The 12757-nt window shown below is 64.0% G+C and carries 15 protein-coding genes and 1 pseudogene; 8 read left to right on the top strand and 8 right to left on the bottom strand.

Annotated features, from left to right (window positions below):
- The 3 genes from QZ329_RS13080 to QZ329_RS13070 form a co-directional block, all read right to left on the bottom strand.
- The coding region (locus QZ329_RS13080) for a carbon starvation CstA family protein (RefSeq protein ID WP_295753335.1) at window positions 1-329 on the bottom strand (329 nt) is incomplete at its 3' end.
- 54 nt (window positions 330-383) lie between these two features.
- Complete coding sequence (locus QZ329_RS13075) at window positions 384-896, bottom strand: hypothetical protein (RefSeq protein ID WP_295753333.1); 513 nt, start codon at window positions 894-896, stop codon at window positions 384-386.
- A gap of 255 nt (window positions 897-1151) precedes the next feature.
- Window positions 1152-1832 carry a FadR/GntR family transcriptional regulator gene (locus tag QZ329_RS13070; protein WP_295753330.1) on the bottom strand — a complete coding sequence of 227 codons (681 nt, stop codon included), beginning with the start codon at window positions 1830-1832 and terminating at the stop codon, window positions 1152-1154.
- A 286-nt stretch (window positions 1833-2118) separates the two neighbouring features.
- Between QZ329_RS13070 and QZ329_RS13065 the strand changes: the two genes are divergently transcribed.
- From QZ329_RS13065 to QZ329_RS13040, 6 genes are all read left to right on the top strand, one after another.
- Window positions 2119-2793, top strand: coding sequence for a hypothetical protein (locus QZ329_RS13065; RefSeq protein ID WP_295753328.1), 675 nt, complete (start codon window positions 2119-2121; stop codon window positions 2791-2793).
- A gap of 29 nt (window positions 2794-2822) precedes the next feature.
- Complete coding sequence (locus tag QZ329_RS13060) at window positions 2823-3032, top strand: 4Fe-4S dicluster domain-containing protein (RefSeq protein WP_295753326.1); 210 nt, start codon at window positions 2823-2825, stop codon at window positions 3030-3032.
- Window positions 3033-3047: 15 nt separating this feature from the next.
- The gene (vorB, locus tag QZ329_RS13055; RefSeq protein WP_295753324.1) at window positions 3048-4115 is read left to right on the top strand and encodes a 3-methyl-2-oxobutanoate dehydrogenase subunit VorB; all 1068 of its coding nucleotides are present in this window, start codon (window positions 3048-3050) and stop codon (window positions 4113-4115) included.
- A 1-nt stretch (window position 4116) separates the two neighbouring features.
- Entirely contained in the window at window positions 4117-4860 is a 744-nt protein-coding gene (locus QZ329_RS13050) for a thiamine pyrophosphate-dependent enzyme (RefSeq protein WP_295753321.1), read from the top strand.
- 1 nt (window position 4861) lies between these two features.
- Window positions 4862-5404: a 2-oxoacid:acceptor oxidoreductase family protein gene (locus QZ329_RS13045; RefSeq protein ID WP_295753318.1), complete on the top strand. Its 543-nt coding sequence runs from the start codon at window positions 4862-4864 to the stop codon at window positions 5402-5404.
- A 212-nt stretch (window positions 5405-5616) separates the two neighbouring features.
- A complete protein-coding gene (locus tag QZ329_RS13040) occupies window positions 5617-6693 on the top strand; it encodes a branched-chain amino acid aminotransferase (protein WP_295753316.1) in 1077 nt (358 codons plus the stop codon).
- Window positions 6694-6778: 85 nt separating this feature from the next.
- On the opposite strand, the gene QZ329_RS13035 is transcribed toward QZ329_RS13040, so the two are convergent.
- Entirely contained in the window at window positions 6779-7459 is a 681-nt protein-coding gene (locus QZ329_RS13035) for an S-layer homology domain-containing protein (RefSeq protein WP_295753314.1), read from the bottom strand.
- Window positions 7460-7692: 233 nt separating this feature from the next.
- On the opposite strand from QZ329_RS13035, the gene QZ329_RS13030 reads away from it, so the two are divergent.
- Window positions 7693-8478 (top strand): DUF134 domain-containing protein, encoded by a 786-nt coding sequence (locus QZ329_RS13030; RefSeq protein ID WP_295753312.1) that lies wholly within the window; start codon window positions 7693-7695, stop codon window positions 8476-8478.
- Window positions 8479-8601: 123 nt separating this feature from the next.
- Window positions 8602-9258, top strand: a complete 657-nt coding sequence (locus tag QZ329_RS13025) for a Crp/Fnr family transcriptional regulator (protein WP_295753310.1) — start codon at window positions 8602-8604, stop codon at window positions 9256-9258.
- A gap of 99 nt (window positions 9259-9357) precedes the next feature.
- Here the strand turns inward: QZ329_RS13025 and QZ329_RS13020 are convergent, their stop codons facing one another.
- The 4 genes and pseudogenes from QZ329_RS13020 to QZ329_RS13005 form a co-directional block, all read right to left on the bottom strand.
- Window positions 9358-11049 carry an FAD-dependent oxidoreductase gene (locus tag QZ329_RS13020; RefSeq protein WP_295753307.1) on the bottom strand — a complete coding sequence of 564 codons (1692 nt, stop codon included), beginning with the start codon at window positions 11047-11049 and terminating at the stop codon, window positions 9358-9360.
- A 1-nt stretch (window position 11050) separates the two neighbouring features.
- Complete coding sequence (locus QZ329_RS13015) at window positions 11051-11173, bottom strand: hypothetical protein (protein ID WP_295753306.1); 123 nt, start codon at window positions 11171-11173, stop codon at window positions 11051-11053.
- A gap of 11 nt (window positions 11174-11184) precedes the next feature.
- Window positions 11185-11490, bottom strand: a complete 306-nt coding sequence (gene trxA / locus QZ329_RS13010; RefSeq protein ID WP_295753304.1) for a thioredoxin — start codon at window positions 11488-11490, stop codon at window positions 11185-11187.
- Window positions 11491-11839: 349 nt separating this feature from the next.
- Window positions 11840-12757: pseudogene (locus QZ329_RS13005) on the bottom strand (translational GTPase TypA); the annotation flags it as partial.

Raw genomic sequence — 12757 nt, 5'->3', positions numbered from 1 at the left:
CGGACGGAGGCGAACAGGGCGCCGAAGTCATGGACGCCGCCGAAGAAAATGCCGCCCACCAGAATCCACAGCGTGCAGGCGAGCCAGCCGAAGCCGGCGGCGCCGATGGGGCCGGTGATGGGGCCCGCGCCGGCGATGGACGAGAAGTGGTGGCCCATCAGAATGGGGGCCTTGGCGGGGACGTAGTCGATGCCGTCCTCCAGGGCGTGAGCCGGGGTGGGTTTGTCAAGCTCGCCGACGCCCCACTGCTTGCACAGCCAGCGGCCATAGAAAAGATAGCCGCAGACCAGTACGGCGACGCTGATGATAAGAAGTACCAATCCGTTCATGAAAACACTCTCCCTCTTTCATGATTCTTGATTTCGGGGGCGGAGCCCCCAGGGTCATTTGGCGGCGAAGTTCGCCTCCAGGGTTTTGCGGGCTCCCCTCCCGGCTGGATTGGAGAGGAACGTTCGGGTGGAACATTCCATTGCGGCTATGTGATACTCCATCCAGCCATGGAGTGCCAGCCTGTAGTTCTTGTGGAAGCGGGTCCGCTTCAGGACCTTCTTCGCCTCCGGGTCCAGGGTCTGCGCCAGGACCACCAGGGTCACGAAGGAGCTCATATGCTCCTTATGGGGCTTGATCTGCGCCAGCCCGGCCTGAAGAGTCCGCCCGGCCAAGTCCTTGGCCCCGGCGGCGTCCAGGTGGTCCGTCACATAAAAATATGTGTAGTCGTGCTGCTCCGTGGCGTAGAACTGCTTATCCCGGCGGACCAGGTAATGCTCATCCCGCAGAAAGTAGTGGGCCATGGCGGGAAACCGGAGCCCCTCCGCCCGGACGTCCCTGGTAATATCGTAATGATGGGAATAGGCGTTCATCAGCTTGTCAAAGCATTCTTGGGGCGTTCTCTCCATACAGGGCCTTTCCGCTTGTGTCAGATTGGACGCTCCCGAAGGAACCCCCTACTGTGCGGTTGCATTATACACCTTCCCATTCCATTTGTTAAGAGGGTTTGAATAAATTTGTGTACAATTTGTGAATGCGGCCAAAAAAATTGTAGGTTTCGGCAAAAGGAACCGGCAGTCCTTTGGAAAACCGTCGGTAAATCATATAAAAAACGACGACACTTTTTGTCAATAACGCCGGCATTTTTGTAAAAACTGCACCCCTCACTCCTGGAGGGTGTTGATGAGGTGCTTCATGTGAATGCTCATGGCGTCCCGGGCCCCGGCCTCATCCCGCTTGAGCAGGAAGTCCAGGATCAGGAGGTTGTCCCCCAGGGCGAGGTCCTGCATCTGCTGGCGGCTGGGGGAGATCTGCATGATCTCGTCCACGGCGCTGTTGATGATGGGATAGAGCCGGCGCATATACTCGTTGTGGGACGCCTTGATGATGGCCCAGTGAAACTCCTGGTCCGCCAGGGGCCAGTTGCCCCCCTCGGCAGCGATGCGCGCCACCCGGTCCGCCTTCTTTCGGATCTGCTCCAGCTCCTCGTCGCTGGCCCGCTGGCAGGCCAGGGCGACGGTGGCGGGCTCGAAGATCAGGCGCATTTCGAAAAGGTCCTTGGCCCGGACCCGGGAGCGGATGCCCGCCAGGGCCGTCAGGTCCATGCCGGGGGTGGGGAGCTTTTCCGCCACAAAGGTGCCCTTGCCCCGGCGGATGTCCAGCACCCCCTGGGCCACCAGAAAGGAGATGGCCTCCCGCAGGGTGGTGCGGCTGACGCCCACCGCCTCGCTGAGCTCGTTTTCATTGGGCAGCTTGCTGCCGGGAGGGTAGCGGCGCTCCTCCACAATCCATTCGTACATGCGGTCCGCCGTCTGCTCCGACAGCTTGGCGCGTTTGCCTTCCATAACATATTCCTCCATCCTCCGGCGGACACGCCGGGCGTGGTTTGTTCCGTCAAAAGTCTGCCGTGCCGGAAACGGGGCCGCCTCTAAGGCCCGGGGAACCGCCGGGGAGCGGGAACATCCCGCCGGCAGGGTTCGGCTGGCCCGCCCACACCCGTACTATACCGCTTTTTGCTGGAAAAAACAAGAAGTCTCTTGACAGACGATGCGAATTAGTATAAAATGACATCATACAACGTAGAGGCAAAATAGACAACTTATTTACTAATTCCTGGAAGGAGGGGCCGCCTTGACCGCTCTGGAGCGCTTTCCCCACCGCCTGACCCTGGTGGCCGGGCACTACGGCACGGGAAAAACCGAATTCGCCGTGAACCTGGCGCTGGCCCTGGCGGGGGAGGGGGCCCAGGTCTCCCTGGCGGACCTGGACATTGTGAACCCCTACTTCCGCAGCCGGGAGCGCCGCCCCCTGCTGGAGGAGGCGGGGGTGCGGCTCATCGCCACCTCCCAGACCTGCACGGACGCGGACGTGCCCGCCCTTCCGGCGGAGCTCTTCTCCGTGCTGGAGGACCGGACGGTCCGGGGCGTGCTGGACATCGGCGGGGACCCCGCCGGGGCCCGGGTGCTGGCCCGTTACCGGGCCAGGATCCTCCGGGAGGATTACCAGCTCCTCTACATCCTCAACGCCAACCGTCCCGAGGTCCGCGGGGCGGAGAGCAGCATCGTCTGCCTCCGGGCCATCGAGGCCGTGACGGGCCTTTCCTGCACGGGCCTTGTGAACAACACCCACCTCTGTGGCGAGACCACGCCCCAGGAGGTTCGGGAGGGCGCGGTTCTGGCGGAGGAGGTCTCCCGAAGGACGGGCATCCCCCTGGTCTGCCACGCGGCGGAGGCCCGGTTTCAGGAGGCGCTGGAGGACCTGCCGCTGTTCCCCCTTGTGATTCGGATGAAAAAACCTTGGGAATAAAAGTAAGAGAGGAAAGGAGATTTTGCGCCATGGCCATTCACCTCACCTTCCGCCAGGACCGCTGCAAGGGCTGCGGGCTCTGCGTCGCCGTCTGCCCCAAGCACATCCTGACCCTGGAGAGCGGCACCAACGTGAAGGGCTACCACCCCGCGTCCTGTACGGAGGAAGCCGCCTGCATCGGCTGCGCCAGCTGCGCGAAGATGTGCCCGGATTCCATCATTACCATTCAAAAAGACTGAAAGGAGCCGCGTCCCATGAAACGAGAAATCTGGAAGGGCAGCGAGGCCATCGCTGAGGCCGCCATTCGGGCGGGCTGCCGCTGCTTCTTCGGCTATCCCATCACCCCCCAGAACGAAATTCCGGAGTACATGTCCCTCCATATGCCCCAGAGCGGCGGCGTCTTCGTCCAGGCGGAGTCGGAGCTGGCCGCCGTCAACATGGTCTACGGCGCGGCGGCCTCCGGCGTGCGGGCCATGACCTCCTCCTCCTCCCCCGGCGTCAGTTTGAAGCAGGAGGGCATCAGCTATATGGCCGCCTGCCAGCTGCCCGCCGTGGTGGTCAACGTCATGCGGGGCGGCCCGGGCCTGGGGTCCATCCAGCCCGCTCAGGGGGATTATTACCAGGCCACCCGGGGCGGCGGCAACGGGGATTACCGCACCGTGGTCCTGGCCCCCGCCAACATTCAGGAGGCGGTGGACCTGACCCAGGAGGCCTTTGACATCGCCGACCAGTACCGCAACCCCGTGGTCCTGCTGGCGGACGGACTCATTGGCCAGATGATGGAGCCCATCGTCTGGAAGGAGCGCACGCCCCGCCCGCTGCCGGAGAAGACCTGGGCGGCCTGCGGCCGGGGAGACCGGGACCACAGCAACTTCATCACCTCCCTGCTCATCGACGCCCCCTCCTGCGAGGCCCACAACCTGGAGCTGGCGAAGAAGACGGCGGAAATGGAGAAGAACGAGTGCCGCTGGGAGGAAATTCTGCTGGAGGACGCCGAGGTGGTCTTCGTGGCCTACGGCACCCCCTCCCGTGTGGCCCAGACGGCGGCGGAGAACCTGCGCAGGCAGGGCGTCAAGGCCGGCGTGTTCCGCCCCGTCACCCTGTGGCCCTTCCCCTACGCCCGGCTGCGGGAAATCGCCTCGCTGGAGACCACAAAGGTCTTCCTGGACGTGGAGATGAGCCTGGGGCAGATGCTGGACGACGTGAACCTCGCCGTGGCGGAGCGGAAGCCCGTGCGGTTCCACGGCCGCTGCGGCGGCGCAATCCCCGGCGTGTCCGAAGTTGAGAAGGCGGCGCTGGAAGCCTGGAAGGAGGTCAAGTGAGATGACGGCGATTTATCAGAAGACCAAGGGCCTCCAGGACACGGAGCTTCACTACTGTCCCGGCTGCGCCCACGGCATCGTACATAAGCTCATCGGCGAGGTGCTGGAGGAGATGGACGCCCTGGGAACCGCCATTGGCGTCTGCCCGGTGGGCTGCGCCGTCTTCGCGGGGAACTACTTCTCCTTCGACACCATCGAGGCCGCCCACGGCCGGGCCCCGGCGGTGGCCACCGCGGTTAAGCGCACCCATCCGGACCAGCCGGTTTTCACCTACCAGGGGGACGGGGACCTTGCCTCCATCGGCGCGGCGGAGATTGTCCACGCCGCCATGCGGGGGGAGAAGTTCACCACTATCTTTATCAACAACGCCATTTACGGCATGACCGGCGGCCAGATGGCCCCCACCACCCTCATCGGTCAGAAGGCCACCACCGCCCCCCTGGGCCGCACCAAGGAGCAGGCGGGCATGCCCATCCGGGTGGCCGAGATGCTGTCCACCCTGGACGGCTGCGTCTATGCCGAGCGGGTCTGCGTCACGGACATCCCTCATCTGAATAAGACCAAGAAGGCCCTGCGCAAGGCCTTCCAGCGCCAGATGGCCGGGGACGGCTTCACCTTTGTGGAGATTCTGGCGGCATGCCCCACCAACTGGGGCATGGAAATCGAAGAGGCCAACCAGTGGCTGATGGAGAACATGGCGGCGTACTATCCCCTGGGGGTCATCAAGGATACGGAGGCGATGTGAGATGAAAAAGGAAGTCATTCTGTCCGGCTTCGGCGGTCAGGGCGTCATGTCCATCGGCAAGAACCTGGTGGAGGCCGCCGTGGAGGAAGACCTGGAGGCCTCCTGGGTTCCCTCTTACGGCCCCGAGATGCGGGGCGGCACCGCCAACTGCACGGTCATCATCAGCGACGAGCGCATTGGCGCCCCCCTGGTGGAGCGGCCCACCGAGGTCATCGCCATGAACCGGGCCGCTCTGGCCAAGTTTGAGCGCCGCGTCGCCCCCGGCGGCACGGTGTTTGTCAACAGCAGCATCATCCCCGACAAGGTGGCCCGGGACGACGTGAAGGCCGTGTACGTCCCCTGCGACGAGATCGCGGCGGAGCTGGGCAACGCCAAGGTGGCCAATATGGTCATGCTGGGGGCGTACATCGGCGCCACCGGCGCGCTGAAGCGGGCGACCATCGAGCGCATGATCGCCGGGATGTTCACCGGCAAGAAGGCCAAGCTGGTTCCGCTGAATCTGGAGGCTCTGAACCGGGGCATGGAGTGCGGAAAACCCGCCTGACAGGCGTCTTTAAAGCGTTTCAGGGGGAGAGGGCTCCGGCCCCTCCCCCTTTCCCGGCTCCGGAAGGGGAGCGGAGAATGGTTTTTCCCTTTGCCGCTTGACTTTGCCCCCGGGCAAGCATATAATCGTTTAAAGCGCAAAACCGGGTCCGGCGTCTGCCATACCCGGCGGGGGGCCGCGCCCCCAATACACAAAACAGGAGAGTGTTCGCCATGCTGGATATCAAAATCACAAAGAACGCCGCCCCCAAGGCCAAGCCTGCCGATGAGAGCAAGCTGGGCTTTGGCAAAATCTTTTCGGACCACATGTTCCTGATGGACTACACCGACGGACAGGGCTGGCACGACCCCCGCATCGTCCCCTACGCCCCCCTCCCCATGGACCCCGCCACCGTGGTCTTTCACTACGCCCAGGAGCTCTTTGAGGGCATGAAGGCCTACCGCTCCGTGAACAATCAGATTCAGCTCTTCCGCCCGGAGTGCAACGCCCAGCGGATGCAGGAGTCCTCCGACCGTATGTGCATCCCCCAGGTTCCCGTGGACGACTTTATCCAGGCGGTGAAGGCCCTGGTGGAGCTGGAGAAGGACTGGGTGCCCCACGCCGACGGCACCTCCCTGTACATCCGCCCCTTCGTCTTTGCCACCGACATCGGCCTGGGCGTCCACGCCAGCAAGCACTATACCTTCTGCGTCATCTGCGCCCCCTCCGGCGCGTACTATGCCGAGGGCATCGACCCGGTGCGCATTTATGTAGAGGACGAGTATATCCGCGCCGCCCCGGGCCTGACGGGCTTCACCAAGTGCGGCGGCAACTACGCCGCGTCCATCAAGGCCGGCGAGCTGGCGGAGCAGAAGGGCTTCGCCCAGGTGCTGTGGCTGGACGGCGTGGAGAAGAAGTACGTCGAGGAAGTGGGCAGCATGAACATCATGTTCAAGATCGACGGGAAAATTTACACCGCCGCCTGCACGGGCACCGTGCTTCCCGGCGTTACCCGGCGGAGCTGCATCGAGCTGCTGCGGGACTGGGGCTATGAGGTTGTGGAGGGCCCCCTGGCCATCGCGGACGTGATGAAGGCGGGCCACGAGGGCAAGCTGGAGGAGGTGTTCGGGACCGGCACCGCCGCCGTGGTTTCCCCGGTGAAGGAACTGGACTGGAAAGACGACAAGGTCTTCATCAACGACGGAAAGATCGGCCCCGTCACCCAGAAGCTCTATGACACCATGACCGGCATGCAGTGGGGCAAGATTCCCGACACCAAGGGCTGGATTGTCCCCGTCTGCCAGGGCTGAGGCTCCCCGCAAAATAAACCAGCGGAATAACCAAGCGCCCAGGCGGGTATCCACCCGCCTGGGCGCTTTTTCCGATCTGCGGCGCTTAGTCCGCCGGGGCCATGGCGATGCCCAGGAACTCCACCAGCCGGTGAATCACCACGCAGGCCTGGGCGTAGTTCACCGCTTCCCCGCCGCTGAAGGTCCCCCCGGCATAGCCGGTGACAATGCCCCTGGCAAAAGCGCCGGCCACGGCCACGGCGTACCGCTCCGGAATCTGGTCCCAATCCGCAATCTGCCCCTGGACGGCAATTTGGTTGGAGGTGCTGACCGAGCGGAAGTTCGCCGCCATGAGGTTGTACGCCAGCAGAGCCATCTCGTAGCGGGTCAGCTCTTTATATACGTTGTGAGGCCAGACCTCGGACTCCTTCCAGCCCAGGCCCTGGAGAGCGCCCGCCTTGGCCAGGACCAGGGCCTCCTTCCGGCACCAGGGGTCCGCCGTCTGCCGCTCCTCCTCGCTGGCGGTCTCCTCGGGGAAGAAGACCTGGGCCAGCATCAGCAGAAACTGCCCCCGGCTCACCGTCTCGCCGGGGCGGAAGGTCCCGTCGGCATAGCCCTCCGCAACGCCCCGGGAGGCGCACCAGGCAATCGCCTCATAGGCATAGTGCCCCTCCGGCACGTCGGAAAACGCCGGCGTATCCGGCGCTTCCGCCTCTTCGGCCAAAGCCGGAACCGCCAGCCCCACGCAAAGGACCAGAGCCAGAAGGAACGACAGCAGGTTTTTCATGGTAGCCTCCCTATCCTCGCAGAATTGTGTCGGAACTGTTTGCTATAGTATACGGCGCGGAAGAGAAAAAAGCAAGGGCCGGGATTGGGTTTGTCCCGCGCCGGAAGAAAATGGAACCGTATGGAAACGCCCCCGCAGGGAAATCCTTGGGCGGGGGACTTGACGGGCCGCCGGATTTGTGATACTCTATTTGCGACATATGTCGGAAATGCCTTGTGAAAGGAGCTGCACGCATGGCGAGACCCACCCGCTGCCGCCGGGTCTGCGCGGAACCGGACTGCCTCGGCTTTGCCCCGCGAACGGAGACGGGGGCGGGGGAGGTCGTTCTGACCGTGGACGAGTACGAGGTGATCCGGCTGGTCGACTACGAAAAGAGAACCCATGAGCAGTGCGCGGCGCAGATGGAGGTCTCCCGGACGACGGTGACGGAGATTTACGAAAGCGCCCGGTTCAAGCTTTCCGACAGTCTTGTGAATGGAAAGGCCCTGGCCATTGCCGGCGGGCACTACCGCGTCTGCCGGGGAGACCGGGAGCGCGGCTGCGGACGAAACTGCCGGTGGGCTTTGCGGGGAAATTTATGCGAAAAAGGAGAAGCGGTTATGAGAATTGCGGTGACCTATGAGGACGGCCAGGTGTTCCAGCACTTTGGACACACCCGTCAGATGAAGATTTACGACACGGAGGACCAGCGGATTGTCCGGGAGCAGGTGGCCGATACCGCCGGCAGCGGCCACGGGGCGCTGGCCGGGTTCCTGTCGGACCGGAAGGTGGACGTACTGATCTGCGGCGGCATTGGCGGCGGGGCGCAGGCGGCGCTGGCCCAGGCCGGAATCCGGCTCTGCGGCGGCGTGACGGGCCGGGCCGACGACGCGGTGAGGGCGTTTTTAGAAGGAACGCTGCAATACCAAGCGGAGGCCACGTGCAGCCACCACGAGCATCACGAGCATCATGGGTGCCATGGCCGCTGCGGAGAGGAGAAACACGACTGCTCCGGAAGCGGCGGCAGCTGCGGCGGATAAACACCGCGCGTAAGGGAGATTCCGCGCGCGGAAAAAGCGGGCGGAAGCGGGCGCGCGCGGTCCGGCATGGACGCGAGTTATGGTTTCAAAGAATTCCGGCGCGCCGGCGGAGGGAGGATAGGGATGGACTTTGCAGGCCATTTCCCCGTGTGGCGTCAGCTGACGGACGCCCAGCAAAACCGCATGCGCGGCAGCCTGACCAGCCAGTGGATTCGGAAAGGGACCGTGCTCCACGACGGCGGCGAGTGTACCGGACTGCTGCTGGTGAAGTCCGGCCAGCTGCGGGCCTGCATCCGCTCGGAGGAGGGGCGGGAGGTGACTGTCTACCGCCTCTTCGACCGGGACCTGTGCCTGTTTACCGCCTCCTGCATGATGCAAAGCATTCAGTTTGACATCACCATTGAGGCGGAGAAGGATACGGACCTCTGGGTGATCCCGGCGGAGGTCTACCGCTCGATTATGGCGGAGTCCGCGCCCCTGGCAAACTACACCAACGAGGTCATGGCGTCCCGGTTCTCCGAGGTCATGTGGCTTGTGGAGCAGATCATGTGGAAGAGCATGGACAAGCGGGTAGCCGCCTTCTTGCTGGAGGAGGCCGCTATTGAGGGGGCCGCACGGCTGAGGCTCACCCATGAGACCATCGCCAACCACCTGGGGACCCACCGGGAGGTGGTCACCCGGATGCTGCGCTATTTCCAGGGCGAGGGCATGGTCCGGCTGTCCCGCGGCTCCGTGGAGCTTCTGGAGGAGAAAAAGCTGAAGGCGCTGCGGGACGCGTAAGGCCGCCGCGCGGCGGAAAAGAAGGCGGCGGGCCCCGCCTCCGGCAAGGCTGAACAGCGCCCCTCCCCCATGCGAAAGCGGGGGAGGGGCGCCGTTTGCCTATTGGTCCATGCCGCAGGCCGTGGACTGCCGGATCAGGCGGCGGTCGTTTGTCACCGCGTCGTAGAACCGGAAGCCGCCGGAGAAGTTGTAGGTCTCATAGCCATACCCCGCCAGAATGCGGCAGGCGATGTAGCTGCGCAGGCCGCTCTGGCAGATGACGTAAACCGGCTTCCCGGGTTCGATCTCGTCCAGCCGCTCCCGCAGTTCGTCCACGGGAATGTTGCGGAAGCCCTCCAGGTGGCCGCCGCCGTACTCCGCCTCGGTTCGGGCGTCCAGCAGCGTGACGCTGCCGTCCAGGGGCAGGCCGTCCACATCCTCCAGATGGAACTGCCGGACCACGCCTTTGGAGAGGTTTTCCACCATGAAGCCCGCCATATTCACCGGGTCCTTGGCGGAGGAGTAGGGCGGCGCGTAGGCAAGGTCCAGGTCCTTGAGCTGGATGGCCGTCAGCCCGGCGTGGATGGCAGCTGCCAGCACGTCGATGCGCTTGTCCACGCCCTCATAGCCGACGATCTGGGCCCCCAGGAGGCGGAAGGTCTTCCGCTCGAACACCACCTTCATGGTCATCAGCTTTCCGCCGGGATAGTAGCCGGCGTGGCTCATGGGGGAGAGAACCACCGTGTCCGCGTCCAGCCCCGCTTTCCGGGCGTTGGTCTCGTTGACGCCGGTGACGGCCGCCGTCATGTCAAAGACCTTGAGGACGCTGCTGCCCTGACTGCCAAGATACCGGCTGTCCCCGCCGCAGATGTTGTCCGCCGCGATCCGGCCCTGCTTGTTGGCGGGGCCCGCCAGGGAGAGGAGGGCGTCCTGCCCGGTGACGAAGTGCCGGACCTGGACGGCGTCGCCCACGGCGTAGATATCGGGGACGGAGGTCTCCATCCGGTCGTTGACCACAATGCTGCCCTTGAGGCCCAGCTCCAGGCCGGCCTCTTTGGCAAGGGCGGTGTCCGGCGTGACGCCGATGGCCAGCACCACCATGTCGGCGTGGAGAGGGGCCTCGTCCTTCACCAGCACGTCCACGCCGCCGTCCCGCTCCGCGAAGCCCTCCACCGTGCGGCCCAGGGCCAGCTTCACGCCGTGTTGGCGCACCTCGCCGTGGATGAAGGCCGCCATGTCCGGGTCAAAGGGGTTCATAAGCTGCTTGGGCCGCTGGATGATGGTGACCTCCATCCCCAGCTCCCGCAGGTTCTCCGCCAGCTCCAATCCGATGAAGCCGCCGCCGGCCAGCACTGCGGACTTGGGATGATGCCGGCGGATGTACTCCTTGATGCGGAAGGTGTCCTCCACGGTCCGCAGGGTGAAGAGGCGCTCCAGTCCCGTGCCGGGGAGGCGGGGCTGGGTGGGCTTCGCGCCGGGGGAGAGAATCAGCTTGTCATAGGACTCCTCGAACACCTCTCCGGAGGCGAGGTTTTTCACAGAGACGGTCTTGCGGTCCGGGTGAAGGGCGGTGACCTCGTGGCGCACCCGCATGTCCACCCGGAAGCGGGCGAAGAAGCTCTCCGGCGTCTGGAGGGTCAGGGCCTCCGGGTTCTCTATGGTTCCCCCGATGTAGTAGGGCAGACCGCAGTTGGCATAGGAAATGTAACCCGAGCGTTCAAAAACGACGATCTCCGCTCTCTCGTCCAGCCGGCGGAGTCTGGCCGCCGCCGTAGCGCCTCCCGCCACGCCGCCGATGATGACAACTTTCATTTCAGTATTCCACCTTTCCGCTGCAGGCGGCAGCGCCGCCGGTATTTTTTGCGCCGGTGCGGCCCGCTCGGGCCGGCAGGCCCCGGCTGCTGTCCGGGCCCTGCAAAGAGTCAAAGAATCTCATGCCGCACCCCCTCACAGCATGGCGAGGATGCGCTCCTTCGGCTGCGCCCCCACGGACTGTCTCACAACCTTGCCGTCCCGCATGACCACCAGAGTGGGAATGCTCATCACACCGAACCGGCCAGCCAGCTCCGGCTGCTCGTCCACGTTGATTTTGCCCACTTTGATATCGGGGCGCTGGGCGGCGATCTCCTCCACGATTGGGGCGGCCATCCGGCAGGGACCGCACCAAGCGGCCCAAAAGTCCAGCAGGACGGGCTTGTCTGAGCGCAGGACCTCCTGTTGAAAATTGGCTTGATGAATGTTCAGAACAGACATCGTATGTCCTCCTTGCATGGTGTTTTATAAAATGAATTATAGCAAACCTTCGGAATCGTTCCGTGATATTGTCACAAAGCGGGAGCGCCCGCAAAAAAAGAGTCCCAAGGCCATGTATGACCAGACCCTGCCCGCCGCCGGCTCCGCAAGGAAGTCCGCCAGATGATGGCTGACGGGTAAGCGCAGCAAAAGCCGGGAGCCATAAGGCCCCCGGCTTTTGCTGTGCCGGTTTTTGAACCGCATTAAAAAGTCCTTGAAAACTCGTTTCCGGCGTGACGCGGCGGTATTTTTTGATATCCAAATCACAGATTTTCCTCACGCCAGACGGCCCGCTTCCCTTTCCATCGGTTTACTTTTTCCCGTGCAGGGCCTTCATCCGCTTCTCGTGGTCCAGGATGCTCTTGCGCATCCGCAGGCTCTTGGGCGTCACCTCCAAAAGCTCGTCATCCGCCAGGAACTCCAGGCACTGCTCCAGGCTCATCTGCCGGGGGGGCACCAGCCGCAGCGCCTCGTCGGACCCGCTGGCCCGGGTGTTGGTCAGCTGCTTTTTCTTGCAGACGTTCACGGTCATATCCTCGCTCCGGGGGCTGACGCCGATGACCATGCCGCCATACACCGGGATACCCGCGCCGATGAACAGCGTGCCCCGCTCCTGGGCGTTAAAGAGGCCGTAGGTGATGGACTCGCCGGTCTCGAAGGAGATGAGGGACCCGTTGCCCCGGCGGGAGATGTCGCCCTTATAGGGGGCGTAGCTGTCGAAGACGGAGGCCATGATGCCCTCGCCTTTGGTGTCGGTGAGGAAGTCGTTCCGGTAGCCGAAAAGGCCCCGGGCGGGAATCAGAAACTCCACCTTCATCCGGCTGCCCACGGGGGTCATCTCCACCATGTCCGCTTTCCGCTGGCCCAGCTTCTCGATGACCGCGCCCACGCAGTCGGCGGGCACATCCACCACCAGCCGCTCGATGGGCTCGCACTTCTTCCCGTCGATCTCCTTATACAGCACCCGGGCGGGGGAGACCTGGAACTCATAGCCCTCCCGGCGCATGGTCTCAATGAGGATGGAGAGGGACATCTCGCCCCGGCCCGCCACGTTGAAGGCGGTCTCCTTGTCCGTCTCCGTCACCCGGAGAGACACGTCCCGCAGAGTCTCCCGGAAGAGGCGCTCCCGAATCTGGCGGGAGGTGACAAACTTGCCTTCCCGTCCGGCGAAGGGGGAGTCGTTGACGGAGAAGGTCATCTCCAGGGTGGGGGCGGAGATTTTCACAAA

Source organism: uncultured Oscillibacter sp., assembly GCF_910579365.1.
Classification (GTDB): domain Bacteria; phylum Bacillota; class Clostridia; order Oscillospirales; family Oscillospiraceae; genus Oscillibacter.
The sequence above is the reverse complement of the archived record's forward strand: the minus strand, read 5'-3'. Positions and strand labels throughout refer to the sequence as shown.

What these genes read in the sequence shown, in the direction of transcription:
- QZ329_RS13040 (WP_295753316.1), top strand. Translation starts at nt 5,617, where the DNA reads ATGCTGGATATCAAAATCACAAAGAACGCCGCCCCCAAGGCCAAGCCT.
- QZ329_RS13030 (WP_295753312.1), top strand. Translation starts at nt 7,693, where the DNA reads ATGGCGAGACCCACCCGCTGCCGCCGGGTCTGCGCGGAACCGGACTGC.
- QZ329_RS13070 (WP_295753330.1), bottom strand. Translation starts at nt 1,832, where the DNA reads ATGGAAGGCAAACGCGCCAAGCTGTCGGAGCAGACGGCGGACCGCATG.
- QZ329_RS13025 (WP_295753310.1), top strand. Translation starts at nt 8,602, where the DNA reads ATGGACTTTGCAGGCCATTTCCCCGTGTGGCGTCAGCTGACGGACGCC.
- QZ329_RS13020 (WP_295753307.1), bottom strand. Translation starts at nt 11,049, where the DNA reads ATGAAAGTTGTCATCATCGGCGGCGTGGCGGGAGGCGCTACGGCGGCG.
- vorB (WP_295753324.1), top strand. Translation starts at nt 3,048, where the DNA reads ATGAAACGAGAAATCTGGAAGGGCAGCGAGGCCATCGCTGAGGCCGCC.
- QZ329_RS13045 (WP_295753318.1), top strand. Translation starts at nt 4,862, where the DNA reads ATGAAAAAGGAAGTCATTCTGTCCGGCTTCGGCGGTCAGGGCGTCATG.
- QZ329_RS13075 (WP_295753333.1), bottom strand. Translation starts at nt 896, where the DNA reads ATGGAGAGAACGCCCCAAGAATGCTTTGACAAGCTGATGAACGCCTAT.
- trxA (WP_295753304.1), bottom strand. Translation starts at nt 11,490, where the DNA reads ATGTCTGTTCTGAACATTCATCAAGCCAATTTTCAACAGGAGGTCCTG.
- QZ329_RS13015 (WP_295753306.1), bottom strand. Translation starts at nt 11,173, where the DNA reads ATGAGATTCTTTGACTCTTTGCAGGGCCCGGACAGCAGCCGGGGCCTG.
- QZ329_RS13060 (WP_295753326.1), top strand. Translation starts at nt 2,823, where the DNA reads ATGGCCATTCACCTCACCTTCCGCCAGGACCGCTGCAAGGGCTGCGGG.
- QZ329_RS13035 (WP_295753314.1), bottom strand. Translation starts at nt 7,459, where the DNA reads ATGAAAAACCTGCTGTCGTTCCTTCTGGCTCTGGTCCTTTGCGTGGGG.
- QZ329_RS13050 (WP_295753321.1), top strand. Translation starts at nt 4,117, where the DNA reads ATGACGGCGATTTATCAGAAGACCAAGGGCCTCCAGGACACGGAGCTT.